The organism is Eubacterium ramulus ATCC 29099, from assembly GCF_000469345.1.
Taxonomy (GTDB): Bacteria; Bacillota; Clostridia; order Lachnospirales; family Lachnospiraceae; genus Eubacterium_I; species Eubacterium_I ramulus.
Window position 1 is genome coordinate 55997 of sequence record NZ_KI271169.1, and the last position, 24370, is coordinate 80366.

Sequence of the window (24370 nt, forward strand, 5' to 3'; positions counted from 1 at the left end):
AAAAATGAGAAGTGACAATGTTACAAAAGGGATGCAGCAGGCACCTCACAGATCTTTATTCAATGCACTTGGTTATACCAAGGAAGAGTTAGACAGACCATTAGTAGGTATTGTAAGCTCCTACAATGAGATTGTACCAGGTCATATGAATCTGGATAAAATCGTAGAAGCTGTAAAAATGGGTGTCGCAATGGCGGGTGGTACACCGATTGTCTTCCCGGCTATTGCAGTATGTGATGGTATCGCCATGGGTCATACAGGAATGAAATATTCTCTGGTAACCCGTGATCTGATCGCAGATTCCACAGAGTGTATGGCAATGGCACATCAGTTTGATGCACTGGTTATGGTTCCGAACTGCGATAAAAACGTGCCGGGACTTCTGATGGCAGCAGCAAGACTGAATATCCCAACCGTATTCGTAAGTGGCGGTCCGATGCTGGCCGGTCATATTCATGGTAAAAAAAGAAGTCTTTCTTCCATGTTTGAGGCAGTCGGTTCTTACGCAGCAGGTACTATGACAGAAGACGAAGTAAGAGAGTATGAAGAAAAAGTATGCCCGACCTGTGGTTCTTGTTCCGGTATGTACACAGCAAACTCTATGAACTGCCTGACCGAAGCAATCGGTATGGGACTTCCGGGAAACGGAACTATCCCGGCAGTATATTCTGAGAGAATTAAACTTGCAAAACATGCAGGTATGGCAGTTATGGAACTGTTAAAGAGAGATATCCGTCCGCGTGATATTATGACAAAAGCAGCATTTATGAATGCATTAACTATGGATATGGCACTTGGATGTTCCACGAACTCCATGCTTCATCTCCCGGCAATTGCACATGAGGCCGGTGTAGATATTGATCTTGATATTGCAAATGCACTGAGTGAGAAGACACCAAATCTCTGCCACCTTGCACCGGCAGGTCCAACTTACATGGAGGACTTAAACGAGGCAGGCGGTGTGTCCGCAGTTATGTCTGAGTTAAACAAAATCGGTCTGCTGGATACAAGCTGTATGACAGTCACAGGAAAGACAATCGCTGAAAATATTCAGGGTGTTGTAAATAAGAATCCGGAAGTTATCCGTCCGGTTGAAAATCCGTACAGTAAGACAGGCGGAATTGCTGTACTGAAAGGTAACCTTGCACCGGATTCCGCAGTTGTAAAACGTTCCGCAGTTGTACCGGAAATGATGGTACATGAAGGACCGGCACGCGTATTTGATTGTGAGGAAGATGCAATTGCAGCAATCAAAGGCGGAAAGATCGTGGAAGGCGACGTGGTTGTTATCCGTTATGAGGGACCGAAAGGTGGTCCGGGTATGCGTGAGATGCTGAATCCGACATCTGCGATCGCAGGTATGGGTCTTGGTTCTTCCGTAGCTCTGATCACAGACGGACGTTTCTCCGGAGCATCCAGAGGAGCTTCTATCGGACATGTATCACCGGAAGCAGCAGTCGGCGGTCCGATTGCGTTCGTAGAGGAAGGCGATATTATCAAGATCAACATTCCGGAGAATACGTTGAATGTAGATATTACTGACGAAGAAATGGAAGCAAGAAAAGCAAAATGGCAGCCGCGTGAGCCAAAGATCACAACAGGATATCTGGCACGTTACGCTTCCATGGTTACATCTGGAAATACAGGTGCTATTCTGAAGACAAGTAAATAAGATCAGAAGTTAAGATTAGATAGAAAAGAGGAACAAAAGCATATGCAGTTGACAGGATCACAGGTTGTTATCGAATGCTTAAAAGAGCAGGGCGTGGATACCGTGTTCGGTTATCCGGGCGGAGCAATTTTAAACGTTTACGATGAACTATACAAACATAGCGATGAAATTCACCATGTGCTTACGTCCCATGAACAGGGAGCTTCCCATGCTGCGGATGGATATGCCCGTTCCACCGGTAAAGTCGGTGTGTGTCTGGCTACTTCCGGACCGGGTGCAACAAATCTGGTAACCGGTATCGCAACCGCATACATGGATTCTGTTCCAATGGTGGCTATTACCTGTAATGTAGGTGTGCCATTGCTTGGAAAGGACAGTTTTCAGGAGATTGATATCGCAGGTATCACGACACCGATCACAAAGCATAATTTTATTGTAAAAGATATTAACAAACTTGCTGATGTGATCCGCCGTGCATTTCGGATTGCCCAGACCGGGCGTCCGGGACCTGTGCTGGTAGATATTCCAAAGGATGTTACTGCAGCCACAACGGAATTTGAATTTCAGCAGATTCCACCGGTTGCACGCAAGATCGATAAAATGACTGAAGCTGATCTGGAGCGGGCAGCAGCCATGATCCGTGATGCGAAAAAACCGTATATCTTTGTAGGAGGCGGTACAGTTATTTCCGGAGCAAGTGAAGAACTTGCAAAATTTGCAGAGAGAGTGGATGCACCGGTATGTGATTCCCTGATGGGAAAAGGGGCATTTGACGGAACCAATGACCGATACAGCGGAATGCTCGGAATGCATGGTACAAAAGCTTCCAACTATGGTGTAAGCGAATGCGATCTGTTGATCGCCGTTGGTGTCCGTTTCAGTGACCGTGTCATTGGTGATGCAAAACGATTTGCGAGCAATGCGAAGATTCTGCAGTTTGATGTGGATCCGGCGGAGATCAACAAAAATATCCAGACGGATGCCAGTGTGATCGGAGATATCAAGGAAATCCTGAAACGTGTGAACCATCTGTTAGAACAGCAGGAGCACACAGAATGGATGCAGCATATTAGTGAATTTAAGGAAAAATATCCGTTAACCTACAAAAAAGAAGGATTATCCGGACCGTTTGTTATGGAGGAAATTTATCGCCAGACAAAGGGTGATGCTATCATTGTTACAGAAGTGGGACAGCACCAGATGTGGGCGGCGCAGTATTATAAGTATTCGAAACCGCGTACATTACTGACCTCCGGCGGCCTTGGTACCATGGGATATGGTCTTGGTGCAGCAATCGGCGCACAGGTTGCAAATCCGGAAAAACAGGTCATCAATATTGCCGGAGACGGATGTTTTCGTATGAATATGAATGAGATTGCGACAGCAGTCCGTCAGCAGCTGCCACTGATCCAGATCGTGATCAATAATCAGGTGCTTGGCATGGTACATCAGTGGCAGGGATTATTTTATGAGAAACGTTATTCCAATACGATCTTAAATGATGGTGTGGATTTCGTAAAACTTGCTGAGGCTATGGGAGCCACAGGCATGCGTGCAACGTCACAGGAAGCGTTTGCTGAAGAACTGGCAAAAGCACTGGAAATGAAGACACCGGTACTTATCGATTGTATCATTGACAGTGATGATAATGTCTGGCCAATGGTAGCACCCGGTGCACCGATCAGCGAAGCATTTGATGAGTCTGATCTGAGGAACAGATAATCATCTCAGTCTGAGTTGAGACTCCCACTTCTGCAAGTGGTGAGTAATAACAAGTCTTTCTCAGTGGGAGTACAATCTCCGACTGAGATAAACGCTCCGCGAGGATGTGCAGTGATTCTGAGAAGAATATGTCAGCTTTTGCTGACCAGAATACGCACCAAGTCTCACGTGCGTTCGACTTGAACTGGTTTAACAGTTCAGAATCATTGTGCGTTATAAAAAGTGCATTTGTCTCAGCCGGAGATGTGTAATTTTCTCTGACTGAGATGAAAAGACGCATCCGGGTGGCACTGTACAGGGAGAGTAATCTCTTTGCCACCTGGTATGTGTATAAAAAATCCTGCTGAGGCAGGAAAAATCCAGGAGGTTTTAAAATGAGCAGAGTTTACAATTTCTCAGCTGGACCGGCAGTATTACCGGTAGAAGTGCTGAAAGAGGCACAGGAGGAGATGCTTGATTACCGTGGATGCGGTATGTCTGTTATGGAAATGAGTCATCGTTCCTCCATGTTTCAGGAAATCATTGATGAAGCTGAAGCAGATTTAAGGGATTTATTACATATCCCGGATAACTACAAAGTATTATTTTTGCAGGGTGGTGGCGCATTACAGTTTTCCGCAGTTCCGATGAACCTGATGAAAAACGGTGTAGCTGATTATATCGTGACAGGTCAGTGGGCAAAGAAAGCGTATGAAGAAGGAAAGAAATACGGAAAAGCGGTAAAGATTGCTTCTTCCGAAGATGAGACATTTACTTATATTCCGGATTGCTCCGATCTTCCGATTGATGATGATGCAGATTATGTATACATTTGCCAGAATAATACGATTTATGGAACAGTATATCATGAATTGCCAAATACCAAAGGAAAAATCCTGGTAGCAGATGTATCTTCCTGCTTCCTGTCTGAGCCGATGGACGTAGAAAAATATGGTGTGATCTGGGGTGGCGTACAGAAAAATATCGGACCTGCCGGTGTACAGATCGTTATCATCCGCGAAGATCTGATCCGCGATGATCTGCCGGAGTATGTCCCGACTCTGATGAAATACAAAACACAGGCTGACAAGGGTTCCATGTACAATACACCGCCATGCTATGGCATCTACATCTGTGGTAAAGTATTCAAATGGATCAAAAATCTTGGTGGTCTGGAAGCAATGAAGAAACGCAACGAGGAGAAAGCAGCAATTTTGTATGATTTCCTTGATAACAGTAAACTGTTCAAAGGTACCGTTCGCAAAGAAGATCGTTCTCTGATGAATGTTCCGTTTGTAACAGGTGACAAAGAACTGGATGCAAAATTTGTTGCAGAAGCAAAAGCGGCAGGCCTGGAGAACTTAAAAGGACACAGAACGGTTGGTGGTATGCGTGCTTCCATCTACAATGCTATGCCAAAAGAGGGCGTTATTGCATTGGTTGAGTTTATGAAGAAATTCGAAGCTGAGAACACAAAGTAAAAAAAGTGTGTAGCCGAAAGGCAATAGCTGACTGGGAAGGCGAGATGTCTCAGTCAAAAAAATGAGTTGAAAAAGTTGAAGAAAAGAGGAAACAAAAATGGTTCAGTTTCATTGTTTAAATCCGATCGCAGCCTGCGGTCTGGAATTATTCCCGGATACTTATGAGAAAACAGATGATTTCAATGCGGCAGAAGTTGCATTGGTGCGCAGTGCAGCTATGCATGATATGGAACTTCCCAAACCACTGCTGGCCGTAGCCCGTGCAGGTGCAGGTGTCAACAATATCCCGCTGGATAAATGCGCAGAACAGGGAATTGTCGTATTCAATACACCAGGTGCAAACGCAAACGGTGTAAAAGAGCTGGTGATTGCCGGTATGCTTCTTGCAAGCCGTGATATCACAGGCGGTATCGACTGGGTAAAAGAGAACAAAGAAGATGCAGGAATTGCAAAAGCTGCCGAGAAAGCAAAAAAAGCATTTGCAGGAACTGAAATCAAAGGGAAAAAACTTGGTGTCATCGGACTTGGAGCCATCGGTGTGCAGGTTGCCAATGCGGCGGTAGCACTGGGCATGGATGTGCTTGGTTATGATCCGTATCTGTCTGTCAATGCAGCATGGAATGTTTCTACAAAAGTAAAACATGTGCTGGCAGTAGAAGATATTTATAAAGAGTGTGATTTCATCACGATTCATGTACCACTTCTGGATTCTACAAAAGGAATGATCAGTAAAGAAGCAATCGCAATGATGAAAGCGAATGTAATCGTTCTAAATTTCGCGCGTGATACGTTAGTAGATGAAGCTGCTATGGTGGAGGCTTTAAAAGCCGGAAAAGTACGTAAATATGTCGTAGATTTCCCGAATCCGACTACAGCAGGCGTGGAGAATTGCATTGTAATCCCACATCTTGGCGCATCTACTGCAGAATCTGAGGACAACTGTGCAGTAATGGCTGTACAGGAAGTGATTGATTATATTGAGAATGGAAATATTACACATTCTGTAAATTATCCGGATTGTAACATGGGTGTATGCACAGGTGCTGCGAGAATAGCAATTCTGCATAAAAACATCAAGAACATGATTGGTCAGTATTCATCTGTATTAGGTGAAGCAGGTGTCAATATTGCTGACATGACAAACAAGAGCCGCAATGACTATGCTTATTCACTTCTGGATCTGGATGCTCCGGCAACTGCAGATGTTGTTGAAAAACTGGCTGCAATTGACGGTGTATTAAAAGTAAGAGTGATCAAATAAAAGGATCATTGAGTCAGCGTGGGAACAGGGAGTACAGCTCTGTTTCCACGCTATTGTTATTTCAAAGGAGACATTAAAAATGGCAGAGATCAGACCATTTGCATGTGTGCGCCCATGCAGAGAGAAAGCAGCAAAAATTGCAGCGTTACCATATGATGTATATAATCGCAAAGAAGCAAAAGAGGAAGTATTGCGTGAGCCGGAATCTTTTCTGAAAATCGACCGTGCTGAGACACAGTTTGATGATTCTGTGGATATTTATGCACCGGAGGTCTATCAGAAAGCACACGATATGTTATGGGATATGATAGCAAAGGGGGATTTTATCAGAGATAAAAAATCTTGTTACTATATCTATGAGCTGACCATGAACGGGCGGACTCAGACTGGTATTACCGCATGCGCATCCATTGATGATTATGAGAATAATGTAATCAAAAAGCATGAGAATACCCGTGCAGAGAAGGAACTGGATCGTATTCGTCACGTGGATATCTGTGATGCACAGACCGGCCCTATCTTTCTTGCATACCGTGATAATGCAGCAATCACAGCCATTGTAAATAAAATAAAAACACAGGATGTGGAATATGATTTTACTTCTCCGGATGGCATTCGTCACAGAGTATGGGTAATCGGGGAAGCAGGGGATATTGCAGCAATCCGAAAGGCATTTGCGGATATTGACCAGCTTTATATCGCAGATGGTCATCATCGGGCTGCTTCTGCCGTAAAAGTAGGAGAAAAAAGAAGAAATGAGCATCCGGGGTATACCGGGGAAGAAGAATTCAATTTCTTCCTGTCTGTATTATTCCCGGAGAGTGAATTAAAGATCCTTGATTACAATCGTGTAGTGAAAGACTTAAACGGCATGACAGAGGACGCATTTTTACAGAAAATAAAGGAGATTTTTGAAGTTTCCGAGTTGATTGCAAAAGACAAGCATCCACAAGAGAAAGGAACATTTTCCATGTATTTGAAGGAGCGGTGGTATACCTGTAAAGTCCGCCCGGAAGATCAGAGTGAAGATCCGGTGAAGGGGCTGGACGTTTCTTTATTACAGAATCTGATGTTGACACCGGTACTTGGTATTACAGATCCTAAGACAGATCCGCGGATTGATTTTGTCGGTGGTATCCGTGGAACAAAAGAGCTGGAAAAACGCTGCCATGAAGATGCAAAAGCGGCATTTGCCATGTATCCGACCTCCATTGGGGAATTGTTTGCAGTGGCAGATGCAGGACTTTTGATGCCGCCAAAATCAACCTGGTTTGAACCAAAATTAAGAAGCGGATTATTTATCCATCTTCTGAATGAGTAAAATATAGAAAGAACTGGAGCAAATGTATGCTTAGATTTATATTAGCACAGAATCTGACGGATGAAGTAACGGATGTGGTAACGGACAATGTGACCTTCTGGTCCTGGGACACGATTGTGAAGTACTTTGAGGATTCCTTTCCGACAGTGCTGGACTTTCTGGTGAAACTGGTCATCGCGATTATCGTTCTGTTAGTGGGACGAAAAGTAATTAAACTGGTACGGAAATTTATCCGCAAATTTTTAAATAAAACCAACTGGGATGAAGGGGTCAAACAGTTTCTGGATAATATGTGTAATGTGGGATTGCATTTTGTACTGATCATGCTGGTACTTGGTAAATTCGGTATAACTGCAAGTTCAGTGATCGCAGTCATTGGTTCTGTCGGATTGTCTGTCGGCCTGGCGTTGCAGGGAACTCTTTCCAATTTTGCCGGTGGTGTTCTGATCCTGATTTTAAAACCGTTTAAAGTGGGGGATTATATCTGTGAGGATACTCACGGAAACGAAGGAACTGTTTCGGAAATTCAGCTATGTTATACAAAGCTGCTTACGGTTGATAACAAAACGGTTGTCCTGCCAAATGGCAGTCTGTCCAATTCCAGTCTGACAAACCTGACACAGCAGAATAAACGACGTATCGATATTACCGTCGGCATTTCTTACGATGCGGATATCCGACTTGCAAAACAAGTGATTTCGGATGTGTTGGAGCAGGAAAAAAACTGTATGACAAACGAAGAACCATATCATGTTTTTGTAGACAGTCTCGGTGACAGCGCTGTTGTTATCGGGATCCGCGTCTGGGTAAAGACAGAGGATTACTGGGAAACCAGATGGCGTATCACGGAAAACGTAAAATATGCCTTGGATGAACATCAGATTGAAATTCCATTTCCGCAGGTTTCGGTTTCTGTAAAATCATAAAAGAAGCGGTTATTTCAATATAAAATGAATAAACTTCAAGATAAAATGGAAGAAAATTGTTGTGGAAAATGTGGTTGAAATATGGTATTGTTAATGACAATGTGTTTATCAATGACATGATAAAAACTTTCGTTATTGATAAGTGGAGATATCTTTTGACAAAGTAAAATTGTATAGAGGATATTTCAAAAAATACGTATCTGAAAGGGAAAGTGGGAGATGAATAAACAAAAGAAAAAACTGCCATTGGCAATGCAGATTTTTATTGCATTGATCCTGGCAATCGTTGTAGGTTTGCTAATGCAAAGTCAGGCAGCCTTTACGGAAAATTATATCAAACCATTTGGTACGATTTTCCTGAATTTATTGAAATTTATTGTAGTTCCGATTGTATTATTTTCTATTATGTGTGGAATCATATCTATGAAGGATATTAAAAAAGTAGGTACGATTGGATTAAAAACAGTGCTCTACTACATGTGCACCACAGCATTTGCAATTACGATCGGTTTGATTGGTGGAAATATTTTTCAGCGTTTCTTTCCGGTGATCGCAACCACAGATCTGGCTTATGAGATGCCGGAAAAAACATCTGTCATGGATACGATTGTAAATATTTTTCCATCTAACTTTATCAGTCCGATGGTGGAATCTAATATGCTGCAGGTTATTGTCATTGCCCTGTTGCTTGGATTTTCCATTATTAAACTTGGTGAGAAAAATATTGGGATTGTTAAAGCATGCAATAACATCAATGAAATTTTCATGAAATGTATGGAGATGATTCTGAAATTGTCTCCAATCGGTGTATTCTGTCTGCTTTGTCCGGTAGTTGCAAGTAATGGTGCAGCAATCATTGGTTCTTTGGCTATGGTATTGCTTGCAGCGTACATTTGTTATATCTTACATGCAGTTGTAGTATACTCTGTTGCAGTGAAAACTATGGGAGGCATAAGTCCGGCAAAATTCTTCAAAGAAATGCTTCCGGCGATCATGTTCGCTTTTTCTAGTGCATCTTCGGTAGGAACACTCCCAATCAACATGGAGTGTGTGGAGAAACTTGGTGCAAAAAAAGAAGTATCTTCCTTTGTACTTCCATTGGGAGCTACCATCAATATGGATGGAACTGCAATCTATCAGGGCGTATGTGCAATTTTCATTGCATCTTGTTACGGTATTCATCTGACATTACCGCAGATGATGACCATTATTCTGACGGCAACATTGGCATCCATTGGTACCGCAGGCGTTCCGGGTTCCGGGATGGTCATGTTGGCAATGGTGCTGACTTCCGTAGGACTTCCGGTAGACGGCATTGCACTGGTAGCTGGTGTGGATCGTATTTTTGATATGGGGCGTACTACTGTCAATATTACCGGAGATGCAAGCTGCTGTATTATTGTTTCCAATCAGGAATCTAAGAAAGAACAGCGCAGAGCAAAAAAAGTACAGCCATAAGTTCAAGTCGAACGCACGTGAGACTTGGTGCGTGATTCTGGTCAGCGAAAGCTGACATATTCTTTTCAGAATCACCGCACATCCTCGCGGAGCGTTTATCTCAGTTGGAGATTGTACTCCCACTGAGAAAGACTTGTTATTACTCACCACTTGCAGAAGTGGGAGTCTTCTCGACTGAGATAAAACTGAAGAAAACAGGGTTATTTTGCAGAAATTTAGAAAGAAATATTCAATATTACAGAAAAAGAGCATATGATTCGTTTATTGTGAATAAATAAATAACAGATTTTTCGTATTTTCTTGACAAAAATATTGAAGTGTGATACGTTTAAGTTGTCAATTTTGCACAGATTGTGCGCATGTTTTAGGAGGAAGTATTTTATGCAACAGGGAACTGTAAAATGGTTTAATGCAAAAAAGGGTTATGGATTTATTTCAGATGCAGAAGGAAATGATATTTTCGTTCATTTCTCCGCACTGAACATGGATGGATTCAAAGAGCTGAAAGATGGGGAAGCTGTTGAATTTGAAGTGATCGAAGGTGATAAAGGGCCACAGGCTGCAAACGTTACACGCCTTGGTTAATTTATTTAGATAAATGAATATGACCCCAAGGGGCTGTCCATTAGGACAGCCCTTTTTGAATGAGAAGACAGCAGACAAAATGTGATATGTCTGCTGTCTCTTTACTTTTGGAGGAAAGTGTGTAAGAATAAGAGATACTGGAAAAACTACAGCAAAGTATATTATAGAAAAGACAGTCTGTCAGAAGACAGAAGAAAATGGAGGAAACGATATTTGAAACCAGAATTGAGTCAGTTAAACGCTTATGAAATCAGAGAGGAGAAAAGACTGGATGACATTCATTCAGACGGCATATTGCTGGTGCACAAAAAGAGTGGTGCACGTATCTGTGTTATGTCGAATGAAGATGTCAATAAAGTATTTTATATCGCATTCCGCACACCGCCAAAGGACAGCACCGGTGTACCGCATATCATTGAGCATACCGTATTATGCGGCAGTAAAAAATTCCCGGTGAAGGATCCTTTTATTGAGTTGGTAAAAGGCTCTCTCAATACATTTTTAAATGCAATGACTTATCCGGATAAAACCATTTATCCGGTGGCAAGCTGCAATGACAAAGATTTTCAGAATCTGATGGATGTTTATCTGGACAGTGTATTTTCACCGAACATTTATAAGGAACAGAACATCTTCCGTCAGGAGGGCTGGCATTATGAATTGAACAGTCCGGAAGACGAGCTGACGCTGAACGGTGTTGTATACAATGAGATGAAAGGCGCCTTTTCTTCTGCAGATGGTGTGCTGGATCGTGAGATTTTACGCTCCTTATTCCCGGATACTCCATACAGCAATGAGTCCGGCGGAGATCCGCAGGTGATTCCGGAGCTGACTTACGAGGCGTATCTGGATTTCCATCGTCAGTATTATCATCCATCCAATTCCTGGATCTATCTGTATGGTGATATGGATGTGGTGGAAAAACTGAAGTGGTTGGATCAGGAATATTTAAGCAATTATGACAGAATCAATGTGGATTCTGCGATTCCGGAGCAGGCACCTTTTACAGAACCGGTGGAACATGAGATTCCATATTCTATCTCCAGTACAGACAGTACAGAAAACAATACGTATCTGTCCTGCAACTGGGCGGTTGGAAACAATCTGAACAGAGAGCAGTATATTGCGTTTGATATTCTGGATTATGCTCTGCTCAGTACCCAGGGTGCACCGATCAAACAGGCTCTGCTGGATGCGGGGATCGGCACGGATATCTATGGTGGTTATGACAGCAGCAGCTATCAGCCGGTTTTCTCGATTGTTGCAAAACATGCCAATGCTTCCGATCAGAAGCGTTTCGTCCAGATCATCCGTAAGGTGCTGCAGGAGCAGGTGGAGAACGGAATTAACAAAAAGACATTGCTGGCTGCTATTAACGGTTCGGAGTTTAAGTTCCGTGAGGCAGATTTTGGACGTTTCCCAAAAGGACTGATGTTTGGCCTGCAGATCATGGACAGCTGGCTGTATGATGAGAATGCACCATTCCTTCATATAGAAGAACTGGGTGTTTACGATTATCTGCGAAAACAACTGGAAACGGATTATTTTGAACAGTTGATCCAGAAATATTTTCTGGATAATACACATAATGCACTTGTCCGTGTTGTTCCGGAGGTTGGCCTGACCGGTAAACGGGAACAGGCATTAAAAGAAAAACTGCAGGCATATAAAGCGTCTCTGAGCAAAGAGGAGATTGACAAACTTGTAGAAGAGACGAAGGCACTGGAAATATATGAGGAAGAGCCATCTACCAAGGAACAGCTTGAGACCATTCCGCTGCTTTCCCGTGAGGATATGAAGCAGACAAGTGAACCTTATAAGAATGCGGAAGAAACGATCAATGGTATTCCGTATCTGTGGCATGAGTATCAGACGAATGGTATTGTATATCTGGATCTGCTGTTTGATGCACATCATATTTCTGAGGAACTGATTCCGTATCTTGGCATTTTGAAAATACTGATGGGTAAATTAAATACATCGGATTACAGCTATACAGATTTTACGGATGAAGTCAATCTGTATACCGGAGGTATTTCCAATGAAGTAAATGTCACAGGAGATGTGCAGCGGGCAGACTGCTATCAGGTAAAATATGAAGTCCGTCTGAAGACACTGAAATCCAATCTCAGCCGTGGCGTGGAATTGATCCGAAGTATGATGCTTTCTACACAGTTCACAGATGAAAAACGTATTTATGAGGTGCTGGCACAGGTTAAATCCAGACTTCGCAATGAACTCAGTGACAGCGGTAATGTGGTTTCTGCGACAAGGGCATTATCTTATTATTCAAAGCGGGCAAAATATGCAGACAGCATTCAGGGTATCGGATTTTATGAAAGCCTTGACCGGATTGTGGCAGCATATGAGACAGAAAAGCAGAAACTGATGGAAAAAATGCAGGAAGTATGCAGTCTGATCTTTCAATCACAAAATCTTCTGGTCAGTGTCACCAGTGATGCAGCCGGATACGCAGCACTCAAGGAGTTGTCTGTACAGCTTACCGAAGGATTGTATGCGGATACAGCAAAGGAACATGTGGAAATCTCCCTGCCGGAACAGAAGAATGAAGGATTTCTGGACGCTTCCCAGATTCAGTATGTGTCTCTGGCGGGTAATTTTGCAAAGGGAGGAGCTTCCTACAACGGTTCTATGCGTGTGTTTAGAGTAATCATGAATTATGAGTATCTGTGGCAGAATATCCGTGTCAAGGGCGGTGCTTATGGATGCAGCACAAATATAGGCAGAAACGGGGACGTATGCTTTTTGTCTTACCGTGATCCGAATCTGGGACGTACTTTGGATGTGTATCGTGGTGTGCCGGAGTATTTGAAAAATTTTGAGATAGATGAGCGTGGTATGACCCGCTTTGTCATTGGTGCTTTCAGTGAACTGGACGCTCCGCTGACACCGTTAAGCCAGGGCAGAAGATCACTGCTTTCTTATCTGACCGGTGTAACTTACGAGATGATCCAGGAAGAGCGGCAGCAGGCACTGCACACACGTCCGCAGGATATCAAAGATCTTGCAGATGTTATGCAGACAGCATTGAATCACAGCTATATCTGTGCCATCGGAAATGAAGGAAAATTGCAGGAAGAATCAGACCTGTTTGATGTATTAGAAACGTTGTAAAAGGAGATAACATATGAATGCAAATTTTAAATCAGGTTTTGTGACACTGATTGGCAGACCGAATGTAGGTAAATCTACATTGATGAATCAGCTGATCGGTCAGAAAATCGCCATTACATCTAAAAAACCACAGACCACAAGAAATCGGATCCAGACTGTGTATACAGACACAGACCGGGGGCAGATCGTATTTCTGGATACACCGGGTATTCACAAAGCAAAAAACAAACTGGGTGAATATATGGTGACTGTTGCGGAGCGTACGTTACAGGATGTGGATGTGATTGTATGGCTGGTAGAACCGAGCACTTTTATTGGTGCCGGTGAGCAGCATATTGCAGAGCAGCTGCGCAAATCCAATCTGCCTGTGATCCTGGTCATCAACAAGACGGATACAGTAAAAAAAGAAGAAGTATTGCTGTTTATCGATGCATACCGCAAACTTCTGGATTTTGCTGAGATTATTCCGGCATCTGCGCTGCATGGGGATAATACAGATACGATCATTGATATGATTTTTAAATATCTGCCGTATGGTCCGATGTTTTACGATGAAGATACTGTGACTGATCAGCCGGAGCGTCAGATCGTGGCAGAGATCATCCGTGAGAAAGCGCTGCATGCACTGGACGAGGAAATCCCACACGGTATTGCGGTAACGATTGAGTCCATGAAACAGAGAAAGAACGGAATTACGGATATTGAGGCTACCATTATCTGTGAGCGGGATTCTCATAAGGGAATCATCATCGGAAAAGGTGGAGCGATGCTGAAAAAGATTGGAAGTAATGCCCGTTTTGAAATTGAAAAACTGCTGGAAGGCAAAGTCAACCTGCGTCTCTGGGTAAAAGTGCGTAAAGGCTGGCGTGACAGCGATATCCAGATGAAAAATTTTGGATATAACATCAACGAATAATCCGTAACAGACTGCATACTCTAACAGTATCTGGAGAAGAGATAAGGGGGAGTATGCAATGGAAGATAAAAAATGGCTGAGTTTTGAAAAAAGCGGACGGGTTTCTGATTATCTGACTTACTGTCGCAGCAGTATTGGAAAATATGCAGACTATGAGACCGACAGCCAGGGAAGAAGTGGAATGATTTATGGGGCAGACTTGCATTCTGACAGGAATGATCCTGAATACGATGCCGGTGGGAGAATATGATAAGAGAATTACAATATTAACCCGGGAACGCGGAAAAATCACTGCTTTTGCCCGGGGAGCCAGAAGACCGAAAAGTTCCTTGCAGGCGGCAACGAACCTGTTTTGCTTTGGTACGTTTGAGGCCTATGAGGGACGCAGTTCCTATACGGTGGTGAAGGCGGAGATCAGTAATTACTTCCGGGAACTTGCCATGGATCTGGATAAGACGTATTATGGTTGTTACTTTCTGGAACTGGCAGACTATTTCTGCCAGGAAAACAACGACTGTATCAATCAGCTGAAACTGGTATATCAGACATTGCGGGCACTCAATGTACCGTCTTTGTCACCGAAACTGGTGCGGGTGATCTATGAACTGAAGACACTGGTGTATTTTGGTGTATATCCGAATGTGTTTGCATGTACTTCCTGTGGCAGCCGGGAACAGCTTTGGTGCTTTGATGAAAAAAGTAACGGTGTCATGTGCAGGGAATGTCAGCCGGGTCCCGTGAAATATCCGCTGGATGAAGCAGCGTTATATACGATGCAGTACATAGTGACAGCACCGGTGGAAAAGCTGTACACCTTTACTGTTACGGAGGAAGTTCTTGGACAGGTAACAAAGCTGATTCAGTATTATATGAGACAGTATGTGGAAAAAGAATTGAAGACCCCTGTTTTTTTATCTTAGGAATACTTGCAATCAGAGGCGTAAACCGTTATAATTTAGAAATTGATGTAAAGTAGTATGAATGTGCAGTGATTCTTGGACTGTGGACAGAATGAATGTTCTGCTTTACAGAGAGTACAGAATAGCATAGAAACAGGGCATTCTTGAACCTGAAGCTGGAGGATAAGAGATGAAAAAAAGAATGGCGGCGCTTGGCTGTTGCATCGGTATGAGTGTGCTGCTTGGAGCATGCGGAGCTAAACTGGATGTGCAGGAGAATACGATCGCATTACAGAAAAGCGGCAAAGTTCTGGAAGCAGCCGTAGAATCTTTTGATCAGTCCTATTATGACGAGGAAGAACTCAATACTTACGTGCAGAAAGCTGTGGAGGCATATACACAGGAACATGGAAAGAAATCTGTTTCTGTGACAGATTCAAAAGTAGAAGAGAAAAAGGCATATCTTACTCTGCAATATGAAGATGCAGAGACATTCAGTGATTTTTCAGGTGTTGAGTGCTTTTCCGGAAGTATTGTGGAAGCACAGGCTGCCGGCTATGATTTTGATCTGGATTTTTATCCGGTGACAGAAGGCAAGGCAGACAAGAAATCCGTGAAAGGATCCACGTTGCTGAAAGAGGATGATTTGAAGGTGCTGATCGTAAAAGCAAATTCAGATCTGATCGTTCCGGGAAAAATTGTATATGTATCCGCAGATGGAACTGAAGTGACATCAGAGAAACAGGTAAATGTCACACAGAAGAAGCAGGATACAGACGAAGCGGTACTGGTTTATGTACTATATCAATAGGAATTGAAGGATACTTCAAAATAAATGGAAGAAAGAGGACATATAATGGAAAAGACAATGGAGAAAATTGTGGCACTGGCAAAATCCAGAGGATTTGTATATCCGGGATCTGAGATTTACGGTGGACTTGCAAATACATGGGATTATGGTAATCTTGGTGTAGAACTGAAGAACAATGTAAAAAAAGCATGGTGGCAGAAATTTATCCAGGAGAGTCCGTACAACGTAGGTGTTGATTGTGCAATCCTGATGAATCCGCAGACATGGGTGGCATCCGGACATCTTGGCGGGTTTTCTGATCCGCTGATGGATTGTAAAGAGTGCCATGAGCGTTTTCGTGCAGATAAGATCATTGAGGATTTTGCTGAGGAAAACCACATTGAATTAAAGGGTTCCGTAGATGGATGGACACAGGAAGAGATGAAAAACTTTATCACGGATAACAATGTACCGTGTCCGACCTGTGGCAAACATAATTTTACAGATATCCGTCAGTTCAACCTGATGTTCAAGACATTTCAGGGTGTTACAGAGGATGCAAAAAATACCGTATATCTTCGTCCGGAGACAGCACAGGGCATTTTCGTAAACTTCAAAAATGTACAGCGTACATCCAGAAAGAAAATCCCGTTTGGTATCGGACAGATTGGTAAATCTTTCCGTAATGAGATCACACCGGGTAACTTTACATTCCGTACCAGAGAGTTCGAACAGATGGAGCTTGAGTTCTTCTGCGAGCCGGATACCGATCTGGAGTGGTTTGATTATTGGAGAAACTTCTGTATCAACTGGCTGAAATCTCTTGGAATGAAAGAAGAAGAGATGCGTGTCCGCGATCATGATCAGGAGGAGTTATCCTTCTACAGTAAAGCAACTAGTGATATTGAGTTTTTATTCCCGTTTGGATGGGGGGAACTCTGGGGGATTGCAGACCGTACCGATTATGATCTGACTCAGCATCAAAATACATCCGGTCAGGATCTGACGTACTTTGATGACCAGAAAAATACAAAATATATCCCATACGTTATTGAACCGTCTCTCGGTGCAGACCGCGTGGTGCTTGCATTCCTGTGTGGTGCATATGATGAAGAAAACATCGGAACAGAGGAGAAACCGGATGTAAGAACCGTTCTTCATTTTCATCCGGCACTGGCTCCGGTTAAGATTGGTGTCCTTCCGTTATCCAAGAAATTAAATGACGGCGCTGAGAAAGTATTTGAGCAGCTTTGCAAAAAATACAACTGTGAGTTTGATGACAGAGGAAACATTGGTAAACGTTATCGTCGCCAGGATGAGATCGGTACACCGTTCTGTGTTACATACGATTTTGATTCCGAAGAAGATCATGCAGTTACTGTCCGTGACCGTGATACGATGGAACAGGTTCGCATTCCGATTGCTGAACTGGATGCTTATTTCGCAGACAAGTTTACATTCTAACGTGTGTTCATGAGCAAGTAGCGAAAGCGGATTGCGAATGTCCGCTTTACTATGATATTGCAGCCCTTATGAATGGTGGTCAACCGTTCCTAAGGGCTGTTCTTATTAAAAAAGAAATATGTGCTATTGATGCTTTTAAACGCATAAGGGTGTGATAGCATACTTCCTTGAGAAATTATGCAGAGTGTCAGAAAAAAGTTTTGAAGTGTAAAGAAAAAATACTTGACAGGAAAAAATAAGTGTGATAATCTAGCAAAGGTGATTGACATGGAGAAAATTGGACGTCAGGTCTTTTTGTATGATTTTTATGGAGAATTGCTCACAGAGCATCAGAAACGTGTATATGAAGATGTTGTACTCAATGATATGTCATTGAGTGAGATTGCTGAGGAACTCGGAATCAGCCGTCAGGGTGTACATGATCTGGTAAAGCGATGTGATAAGATCCTTGCCGGATATGAAGAAAAACTTCATCTGGTAGAACGCTTCTGGAAGACAAAAGAAGATGTTTCAAAGATTCGTGATCTGTCACTTCATTATAACAAGGACTGTATTGCACAGACAATGGAGGAAATCAATCAGATTTCCGGACGGATTTTGGAGGAATTATAAGTATGGCATTTGACAGCTTATCCGAAAAACTGCAAAATGTATTTAAAAACCTGCGCAGCAAGGGCCGGCTGACAGAGGCAGATGTGAAAGCTGCCCTGAAAGAAGTTAAGATGGCGTTGCTGGAAGCAGATGTAAACTTTAAAGTGGTGAAGCAGTTTGTGAAATCTGTACAGGAACGTGCGATTGGTGCAGACGTAATGAATGGTCTGAATCCGGGACAGATGGTCATTAAGATCGTAAACGAAGAGATGATCAAAATGATGGGTTCCGAGACAACAGAGTTAAAACTTCGTCCGGGACAGGCAACGACGATCATTATGATGGTTGGTCTGCAGGGTGCTGGTAAAACGACAACAACTGCAAAACTTGCAGGGAAATTCAAACTCAAAGGAAAGAAACCACTTCTGGTTGCCTGCGACGTTTATCGTCCGGCTGCGATCCAGCAGTTACAGGTTAACGGTGAAAAACAGGGTGTGGAAGTATTTACCATGGGCGACGGACATAAACCGGTCAATATTGCAAAAGCAGCGGTAGAGCATGCGGCAAAAAACGGTAATAATGTTGTCATTCTCGATACGGCTGGTCGTCTTCATGTAGATGAAGATATGATGGATGAGCTGATTGAGATTAAAGAAAATGTGGATGTAGCGCAGACGGTTCTGGTAGTAGATGCTATGACTGGTCAGGATGCAGTCAATGTAGCAAGCACCTTTGATGAGAAAATCGGAATTGATGGAGTGATCCTCACGAAATTAGATGGCGATACCAGAGGTGGTGCCGCACTTTCTATCCGTGCGGTAACCGGAAAACCGATTCTGTATGCTGGTATGGGAGAAAAGCTTTCTGACCTGGAACAGTTTTATCCGGAGCGAATGGCTTCCCGAATCCTTGGAATGGGTGATGTACTTACTCTGATCGAGAAGGCGCAGGCAGAGATGGATGATGAGAAAGCTGCAGAGATGGAAAAACGTTTCCGAAAAGCAGAGTTCACATTCAATGACTATCTGGATTCTATGAGTCAGATGAAGAAGATGGGCGGTTTTGCGAATGTCCTGAGTATGATGCCGGGAATTGGCGGCGCACAGATGAAGCAGATTGAAGATGCGATGGATGAGAAGAAGATGGCGCGTATTGAAGCAATCATCTATTCCATGACTCCGGCGGAGCGTGGGGATCCAAATCTGATCAATCCAAGCAGAAAACGTCGAATTGCGGCAGGTGCCGGTGTGGATATCAGCGAAGTAAACCGTCTGGTAAAGCAATTTGAGCAGGCTCGCAAGATGATGAAACAGATGCCCGGTATGATGGGCAAAGGTAAACGTGGCGGTAAATTTGGAAATTTCAAGTTTCCTTTTTAACCATATAGCGCGTATGCGCAGTGAAGTAGAAAATTGAGGAGGTGAAATGACATGGCAGTTAAAATCAGATTAAGAAGAATGGGACAGAAAAAAGCTCCTTTTTATAGAATCGTAGTAGCAGATTCCAGAAGCCCGAGAGATGGTAGATTCATCGATGAGATTGGATATTATGATCCGACAAAAGAGCCGTCTGAGATCCGCGTAGACGAAGAAGCAGCTAAAAAATGGTTAGCAAACGGAGCACAGCCTACACAGACAGTTGAGAAAATTTTAAAAACAGCTGGTATCGAGAAATAATAGATTAGTGAGGGAAACGTGATGAAAGAATTAGTAGAAGTAATTGCAAAATCACTAGTCGACAATCCTGAAGAAGTTACTGTGACAGAGACAGAGAAAGACCGGGCAACCGTTCTGGAGCTGCATGTTGCACAGGCCGACATGGGAAAAGTGATCGGTAAGCAGGGCAGAATTGCGAAAGCAATCCGTTCTGTTGTGAAAGCTGCTGCATCTCGCGAGGACAAAAAAGTTATCGTAGAGATCGTACAGTAAAAGGCGATAAGGGACATGGTGTTAAACTATGTCCCTTTTTTTGAAAGGGAGAACATGGAAGAATTTTTACAGGTAGGTGTGATTTCAAGCACACATGGAATTGCCGGGGAGGTCAAAGTATTTCCTACCACGGATGATGTGAAGCGTTTTAAGAAATTAAAAGAGGTTATTTTAGATACCGGTAAAGAACGAATGACACTTCATATCTGCCAGGTGAAATTTTTTAAACAGATGGTGATTCTGAAGTTCAAAGAGTTTCAGAATATTAATGAAGTGGAACGGTTTCGTGGGAAAAGCTTGTATGTGACACGGGAAAATGCTGTGAAGCTGCAGAAAGATGAATATTTTATCGCAGATATGATCGGTATGCGTGTGGTTTCCACGGAAGGAGAAGAACTGGGAACATTGACCGATGTGCTTCAGACCGGAGCCAATGATGTCTATGTAGTAGAGCAGGATGGTGCATCACAGCTTCTGCTTCCTGCAATCAAGGATTGCATTCGGGATATTGACATGGAACAGATGGTGATGACAGTATATCTGATGCCTGGATTGAGGGATTAGTCAATGAGATTTCATATTTTAACATTGTTTCCTGAGATGGTGATGCAGGGACTGAATACGAGTATTATCGGAAATGCTGTAGAGCAGAATCTGATTGAAATAAATGTGATCAATATCCGGGATTTTACCAAGGATCGTCATAAAAAGGTTGACGATTATCCTTATGGCGGAGGAGCTGGAATGGTTATGCAGGCACAGCCCATTTACGATGCATGGAAGAGTATCGTGGCGCAGGTGGGCTATGAACCGCGCTGTGTGTATCTGACGCCGCAGGGACAGGTGTTTGCACAGGGGATGGCAAAGGAATATGCAAGAGAAGAAGATCTGATCTTTTTGTGCGGGCATTATGAAGGCGTGGATGAACGTGTGTTGGAGGAAATCGTGACAGATTATGTGTCCATTGGTGATTATGTGCTGACCGGCGGGGAACTTCCTGCCATGGTTATGGTGGACGCAATTTCCAGAATGGTTCCGGGTGTGCTGACCAATGAGGAATCCGGATCTACGGAATCATTAGAAGGCGGTCTGTTGGAATATCCGCAGTATAGCCGTCCGGCGAACTGGAACGGAAAGGAAGTGCCGCAGGTACTGCTTTCCGGAGATCATAAAAAGATTGAAAGCTGGCGACATGAGCAGTCTGTGCAGCGGACGCTGCGCAACCGGCCGGAATTGCTGGAGGAAGCAGAACTCTCGCGGGCAGATGTAAAGCAGATTCTAAAGCAACTGAAAAAATAGAGTGTGTACATCCGCTTTACTTACTTTTTTTACTGTCCACGAATGAATTGTCAAAAATACAATGTAAAAGCAGTATTTTATGTTGATTTTTATAAATAAGTATGGTAAACTATCATACGTTGTGAATTAAAAAAGAGATGGTCCTCTGCTACATTATGTATTAAGAACATCCAAATAACAGGAGGTCACAAAAATGAACGCAAATGAAATTATCAAAAGCATCGAAGCTGAGCAGCTGAAAGCTGAAGTACCGGAGTTTTCCGTAGGAGATACTGTTCGTGTATCTGCAAAAATCAAAGAGGGTAACCGCGAAAGAATTCAGGTTTTCGAGGGTACTGTATTAAAGAAACAGGGCGGAAGCAACCGTGAGACATTTACAGTTCGTAAATTCTCCAACGGTGTAGGCGTAGAGAAGACATGGCCATTACACTCTCCGAACGTAGAGAAAGTTGAAATCGTTCGTTACGGTAAAGTAAGACGTGCAAAACTTTACTACCTGAGAGACCGTGTAGGTAAGAAAGCTAAAGTTAAAGAGTTAGTAAAATAATTCGCTTTTGAATGCTGAATGATGATAATCCCCTGAGTTGATGTGTATGCATCTTCAGGGGATTTTTTCGTTTGATAGGAAATTATGTTGAATTTTCTATCAAACAAATCTCTTTTCTGGTACAATAGGGATGCATGTTATGAAAGGGAGGAAAATGATGATGTTATTTCGAACCAGCGGTCTGAATTTCCGGAGAAAGCGCAGAAAAATGAAGTTGTCTACGGCGAAGAGTGCAGCTGCATGGGCAGTGGAGATTCTGATCGTGTTACTGGTGGCATTTGTGCTGGTGTATTGTGCGGGAATGAGAGTGACTATGGTGGGAAATTCTATGGAGTCTACCGTATCAGATGGCAGTCAGATACTGGTAAACCGGTTTATTTATAATGTTAAGAGTCCAAAGTCCGGCGATGTGATCGTTTTTTTGCCAAATGGCAATGAAAAGAGTCACTATTATGTAAAACGTGTGATCGGTGTTCCGGGAGATAAGGTGCAGATTAAAAGTGGTCTGCTGTATGTCAATGGGGAACTATATGATACGGAAGATACAGATACCATCAAAAATGCAGGTGTGGCAGAAGAAGAGATCACAGTTGGTGAGGATGAATATTTTGTCCTGGGTGACAACCGAAACAGCAGTGAAGATAGCCGTTATGCAAATATAGGAAATATTAAAAAAGAATATATCAAGGGAAAAGCATGGTTTGTGGTTCGTCCGTTTAAGAAAATGGGAAGGATCCGGTAAGAGAAAGAAGGAAAAAGATATGAATTTTCAATGGTACCCGGGGCATATGACAAAAGCAAAACGTCAGATGCAGGAAGATATAAAACTGATCGATCTGGTCATTGAGCTGGTAGATGCGAGAATCCCTCTCAGTAGTCGGAATCCGGATATTGATGAGCTTGGGAAAAATAAAGCACGACTGATTCTGCTGAATAAATCAGATTTGTCTGATGAGCGGAAAAACGAGACCTGGGCTTCTTATTTTAAAGAAAAAGGATTTTATGTGGTAAAGCTGGATGCTCGCCGACGAAATAGTATGAAAGAAATACAGAATGTGATTCTGGAAGCATGTAAAGAAAAAATCGAGCGTGACCGTCGCAGAGGTATTAAAAACCGTCCGGTGCGCGCTATGGTTGTGGGAATTCCGAACGTAGGAAAGTCTACTTTTATCAATACTTTTGCTGGAAAAGCATGCGCGAAAACTGGAAATAAACCGGGTGTGACAAAAGGAAAACAGTGGATCCGCCTCAATAAGGATGTGGAACTGTTGGATACACCGGGTATCCTCTGGCCGAAGTTTGACGATCAGATGGTAGGGCTTCGTCTGGCTCTGATCGGCTCCATCAAAGATGAAATCCTGAATATTGATGAACTTTCACTGGAATTGATTTCTTATCTGAAAGAAAACTATGCTGGGACACTGGCGGCTCGTTATGAAGTGGAGGAAACTGTGGAACGTCCGGTGGAACTTCTGGAGGCAATTGCACAGAAACGCGGCTGTGTGCAACGTGGAAATGAGATTGATTACAGCAAAGCTGCTGCGCTTGTTGTTGATGATTTTCGCTCCGGACGTCTCGGTCGGATCACCCTGGAATTACCGGAGGCAGAATAATGGAAGTGCGGAAAATCGGTGAAATCAAAGAAGAATTAAAAGCAACGGCGGATACAGAATTGTCGGAATTTATCCGAAGATATGCCGCAGATGAGCGTGCCGGAGTCAGAACGATGCTGGCCCAGGCACAGAAGCGGCAGGAAAAGTATGAAAAAGAAATATTGCGTATAGAAGCATTGAAGGTTTATGAGCGCAAATACGCAGATTATGCATTAATCTGTGGAATCGATGAGGTAGGACGAGGACCTCTGGCTGGCCCAGTGGTGGCCGGTGCGGTAATCCTGCCAAAAGACTGCAATATTTTATATATCAACGATTCTAAAAAACTCAGTGAGAAAAAGAGAGAAGAACTGTACGATGTAATCATGGAACGGTCAGTTGCCACTGGTATTGGAATGGCATCTCCGGCCCGGATCGATGAGATCAATATTCTGCAGGCAACTTATGAAGCAATGCGGGAAGCTATCAGCAAACTGGATCCGCAGCCGGATCTGCTATTAAATGATGCTGTAACAATTCCACAGGTGGAGATCCATCAGGTGCCGATCATCAAAGGGGATGCTAAGAGTATTTCCATCGGTGCTGCCAGCATCATTGCGAAGGTGACCAGAGACCGGCTGATGGTGGAATATGATAAAGTGATGCCGGAATATGGTTTTGCATCTAATAAGGGATATGGATCTGCAGCTCATATTGATGCACTGAAAAAATACGGTGCGACACCGATTCACAGGCGGAGTTTTATACATAATTTTATCTCAGTCGAGAAGACTCCCACTTCTG

At 43.1% G+C, this 24370-nt stretch carries 24 protein-coding genes; all 24 read left to right on the forward strand.

Annotated features, from left to right (window positions below; translation table 11 throughout):
- The first annotated feature begins 4 nt into the window (after window positions 1-4).
- Window positions 5-1672 carry a dihydroxy-acid dehydratase gene (ilvD, locus tag HMPREF0373_RS12605; RefSeq protein WP_021740128.1) on the forward strand — a complete coding sequence of 556 codons (1668 nt, stop codon included), beginning with the start codon at window positions 5-7 and terminating at the stop codon, window positions 1670-1672.
- Between the two features lie 42 nt (window positions 1673-1714).
- Complete coding sequence (ilvB, locus tag HMPREF0373_RS12610; protein ID WP_021740129.1) at window positions 1715-3394, forward strand: biosynthetic-type acetolactate synthase large subunit; 1680 nt, start codon at window positions 1715-1717, stop codon at window positions 3392-3394.
- Between the two features lie 374 nt (window positions 3395-3768).
- Window positions 3769-4854 (forward strand): 3-phosphoserine/phosphohydroxythreonine transaminase, encoded by a 1086-nt coding sequence (serC, locus tag HMPREF0373_RS12615; protein WP_021740130.1) that lies wholly within the window; start codon window positions 3769-3771, stop codon window positions 4852-4854.
- Between the two features lie 97 nt (window positions 4855-4951).
- A complete protein-coding gene (locus HMPREF0373_RS12620; protein ID WP_021740131.1) occupies window positions 4952-6115 on the forward strand; it encodes a phosphoglycerate dehydrogenase in 1164 nt (387 codons plus the stop codon).
- A 79-nt stretch (window positions 6116-6194) separates the two neighbouring features.
- Window positions 6195-7436 carry a DUF1015 domain-containing protein gene (locus HMPREF0373_RS12625; protein ID WP_021740132.1) on the forward strand — a complete coding sequence of 414 codons (1242 nt, stop codon included), beginning with the start codon at window positions 6195-6197 and terminating at the stop codon, window positions 7434-7436.
- A gap of 26 nt (window positions 7437-7462) precedes the next feature.
- Window positions 7463-8362: a mechanosensitive ion channel family protein gene (locus HMPREF0373_RS12630; protein WP_021740133.1), complete on the forward strand. Its 900-nt coding sequence runs from the start codon at window positions 7463-7465 to the stop codon at window positions 8360-8362.
- Between the two features lie 219 nt (window positions 8363-8581).
- Complete coding sequence (locus HMPREF0373_RS12635) at window positions 8582-9820, forward strand: dicarboxylate/amino acid:cation symporter (protein ID WP_021740134.1); 1239 nt, start codon at window positions 8582-8584, stop codon at window positions 9818-9820.
- Window positions 9821-10201: 381 nt separating this feature from the next.
- A complete protein-coding gene (locus HMPREF0373_RS12640; protein ID WP_021740136.1) occupies window positions 10202-10405 on the forward strand; it encodes a cold shock domain-containing protein in 204 nt (67 codons plus the stop codon).
- A gap of 213 nt (window positions 10406-10618) precedes the next feature.
- Window positions 10619-13540 (forward strand): insulinase family protein, encoded by a 2922-nt coding sequence (locus HMPREF0373_RS12645; protein WP_049946844.1) that lies wholly within the window; start codon window positions 10619-10621, stop codon window positions 13538-13540.
- Between the two features lie 13 nt (window positions 13541-13553).
- Window positions 13554-14456: a GTPase Era gene (gene era / locus HMPREF0373_RS12650; protein WP_021740138.1), complete on the forward strand. Its 903-nt coding sequence runs from the start codon at window positions 13554-13556 to the stop codon at window positions 14454-14456.
- A 58-nt stretch (window positions 14457-14514) separates the two neighbouring features.
- Window positions 14515-14706, forward strand: coding sequence for a hypothetical protein (locus HMPREF0373_RS12655; protein WP_022036329.1), 192 nt, complete (start codon window positions 14515-14517; stop codon window positions 14704-14706).
- The gene (gene recO, locus HMPREF0373_RS12660; RefSeq protein WP_021740139.1) at window positions 14645-15376 is read left to right on the forward strand and encodes a DNA repair protein RecO; all 732 of its coding nucleotides are present in this window, start codon (window positions 14645-14647) and stop codon (window positions 15374-15376) included. Before HMPREF0373_RS12655 ends, recO begins: the two co-directional genes overlap by 62 nt.
- 169 nt (window positions 15377-15545) lie before the next feature.
- On the forward strand, window positions 15546-16166 hold the full coding sequence (locus HMPREF0373_RS12665; RefSeq protein ID WP_021740140.1) for a hypothetical protein: 621 nt from the start codon (window positions 15546-15548) through the stop codon (window positions 16164-16166).
- Window positions 16167-16211: 45 nt separating this feature from the next.
- On the forward strand, window positions 16212-17609 hold the full coding sequence (locus HMPREF0373_RS12670; RefSeq protein WP_022036326.1) for a glycine--tRNA ligase: 1398 nt from the start codon (window positions 16212-16214) through the stop codon (window positions 17607-17609).
- Between the two features lie 267 nt (window positions 17610-17876).
- Complete coding sequence (gene ylxM, locus HMPREF0373_RS12675) at window positions 17877-18221, forward strand: YlxM family DNA-binding protein (protein WP_022036325.1); 345 nt, start codon at window positions 17877-17879, stop codon at window positions 18219-18221.
- A gap of 2 nt (window positions 18222-18223) precedes the next feature.
- Window positions 18224-19579, forward strand: a complete 1356-nt coding sequence (gene ffh, locus HMPREF0373_RS12680) for a signal recognition particle protein (protein WP_021740143.1) — start codon at window positions 18224-18226, stop codon at window positions 19577-19579.
- A gap of 51 nt (window positions 19580-19630) precedes the next feature.
- A complete protein-coding gene (gene rpsP / locus HMPREF0373_RS12685; protein WP_021740144.1) occupies window positions 19631-19876 on the forward strand; it encodes a 30S ribosomal protein S16 in 246 nt (81 codons plus the stop codon).
- A 21-nt stretch (window positions 19877-19897) separates the two neighbouring features.
- Window positions 19898-20128: a KH domain-containing protein gene (locus tag HMPREF0373_RS12690; RefSeq protein ID WP_021740145.1), complete on the forward strand. Its 231-nt coding sequence runs from the start codon at window positions 19898-19900 to the stop codon at window positions 20126-20128.
- 54 nt (window positions 20129-20182) lie between these two features.
- Window positions 20183-20692: a ribosome maturation factor RimM gene (rimM, locus tag HMPREF0373_RS12695; RefSeq protein WP_081695270.1), complete on the forward strand. Its 510-nt coding sequence runs from the start codon at window positions 20183-20185 to the stop codon at window positions 20690-20692.
- Window positions 20693-20695: 3 nt separating this feature from the next.
- On the forward strand, window positions 20696-21427 hold the full coding sequence (gene trmD, locus HMPREF0373_RS12700) for a tRNA (guanosine(37)-N1)-methyltransferase TrmD (RefSeq protein WP_021740147.1): 732 nt from the start codon (window positions 20696-20698) through the stop codon (window positions 21425-21427).
- 193 nt (window positions 21428-21620) lie between these two features.
- Window positions 21621-21974: a 50S ribosomal protein L19 gene (gene rplS, locus HMPREF0373_RS12705; protein WP_021740148.1), complete on the forward strand. Its 354-nt coding sequence runs from the start codon at window positions 21621-21623 to the stop codon at window positions 21972-21974.
- Between the two features lie 157 nt (window positions 21975-22131).
- The gene (lepB, locus tag HMPREF0373_RS12710; RefSeq protein ID WP_336302453.1) at window positions 22132-22716 is read left to right on the forward strand and encodes a signal peptidase I; all 585 of its coding nucleotides are present in this window, start codon (window positions 22132-22134) and stop codon (window positions 22714-22716) included.
- A 19-nt stretch (window positions 22717-22735) separates the two neighbouring features.
- Window positions 22736-23587 (forward strand): ribosome biogenesis GTPase YlqF, encoded by an 852-nt coding sequence (ylqF, locus tag HMPREF0373_RS12715; RefSeq protein WP_021740150.1) that lies wholly within the window; start codon window positions 22736-22738, stop codon window positions 23585-23587.
- The coding region (locus HMPREF0373_RS12720) for a ribonuclease HII (RefSeq protein WP_021740151.1) at window positions 23587-24370 on the forward strand (784 nt) is incomplete at its 3' end. The genes ylqF and HMPREF0373_RS12720, both read left to right, overlap by 1 nt.

Coding starts and splice junctions, on each gene's coding strand:
- serC (WP_021740130.1), top strand. CDS start 3,769: ATGAGCAGAGTTTACAATTTCTCAGCTGGACCGGCAGTATTACCGGTA.
- rplS (WP_021740148.1), top strand. CDS start 21,621: ATGAACGCAAATGAAATTATCAAAAGCATCGAAGCTGAGCAGCTGAAA.
- era (WP_021740138.1), top strand. CDS start 13,554: ATGAATGCAAATTTTAAATCAGGTTTTGTGACACTGATTGGCAGACCG.
- recO (WP_021740139.1), top strand. CDS start 14,645: ATGGGGCAGACTTGCATTCTGACAGGAATGATCCTGAATACGATGCCG.
- trmD (WP_021740147.1), top strand. CDS start 20,696: ATGAGATTTCATATTTTAACATTGTTTCCTGAGATGGTGATGCAGGGA.
- HMPREF0373_RS12670 (WP_022036326.1), top strand. CDS start 16,212: ATGGAAAAGACAATGGAGAAAATTGTGGCACTGGCAAAATCCAGAGGA.
- HMPREF0373_RS12690 (WP_021740145.1), top strand. CDS start 19,898: ATGAAAGAATTAGTAGAAGTAATTGCAAAATCACTAGTCGACAATCCT.
- HMPREF0373_RS12630 (WP_021740133.1), top strand. CDS start 7,463: ATGCTTAGATTTATATTAGCACAGAATCTGACGGATGAAGTAACGGAT.
- ylqF (WP_021740150.1), top strand. CDS start 22,736: ATGAATTTTCAATGGTACCCGGGGCATATGACAAAAGCAAAACGTCAG.
- lepB (WP_336302453.1), top strand. CDS start 22,132: ATGATGTTATTTCGAACCAGCGGTCTGAATTTCCGGAGAAAGCGCAGA.
- HMPREF0373_RS12655 (WP_022036329.1), top strand. CDS start 14,515: ATGGAAGATAAAAAATGGCTGAGTTTTGAAAAAAGCGGACGGGTTTCT.
- ilvD (WP_021740128.1), top strand. CDS start 5: ATGAGAAGTGACAATGTTACAAAAGGGATGCAGCAGGCACCTCACAGA.
- HMPREF0373_RS12640 (WP_021740136.1), top strand. CDS start 10,202: ATGCAACAGGGAACTGTAAAATGGTTTAATGCAAAAAAGGGTTATGGA.
- ilvB (WP_021740129.1), top strand. CDS start 1,715: ATGCAGTTGACAGGATCACAGGTTGTTATCGAATGCTTAAAAGAGCAG.
- HMPREF0373_RS12625 (WP_021740132.1), top strand. CDS start 6,195: ATGGCAGAGATCAGACCATTTGCATGTGTGCGCCCATGCAGAGAGAAA.
- HMPREF0373_RS12620 (WP_021740131.1), top strand. CDS start 4,952: ATGGTTCAGTTTCATTGTTTAAATCCGATCGCAGCCTGCGGTCTGGAA.
- ylxM (WP_022036325.1), top strand. CDS start 17,877: ATGGAGAAAATTGGACGTCAGGTCTTTTTGTATGATTTTTATGGAGAA.
- rimM (WP_081695270.1), top strand. CDS start 20,183: ATGGAAGAATTTTTACAGGTAGGTGTGATTTCAAGCACACATGGAATT.
- rpsP (WP_021740144.1), top strand. CDS start 19,631: ATGGCAGTTAAAATCAGATTAAGAAGAATGGGACAGAAAAAAGCTCCT.
- HMPREF0373_RS12635 (WP_021740134.1), top strand. CDS start 8,582: ATGAATAAACAAAAGAAAAAACTGCCATTGGCAATGCAGATTTTTATT.
- HMPREF0373_RS12665 (WP_021740140.1), top strand. CDS start 15,546: ATGAAAAAAAGAATGGCGGCGCTTGGCTGTTGCATCGGTATGAGTGTG.
- ffh (WP_021740143.1), top strand. CDS start 18,224: ATGGCATTTGACAGCTTATCCGAAAAACTGCAAAATGTATTTAAAAAC.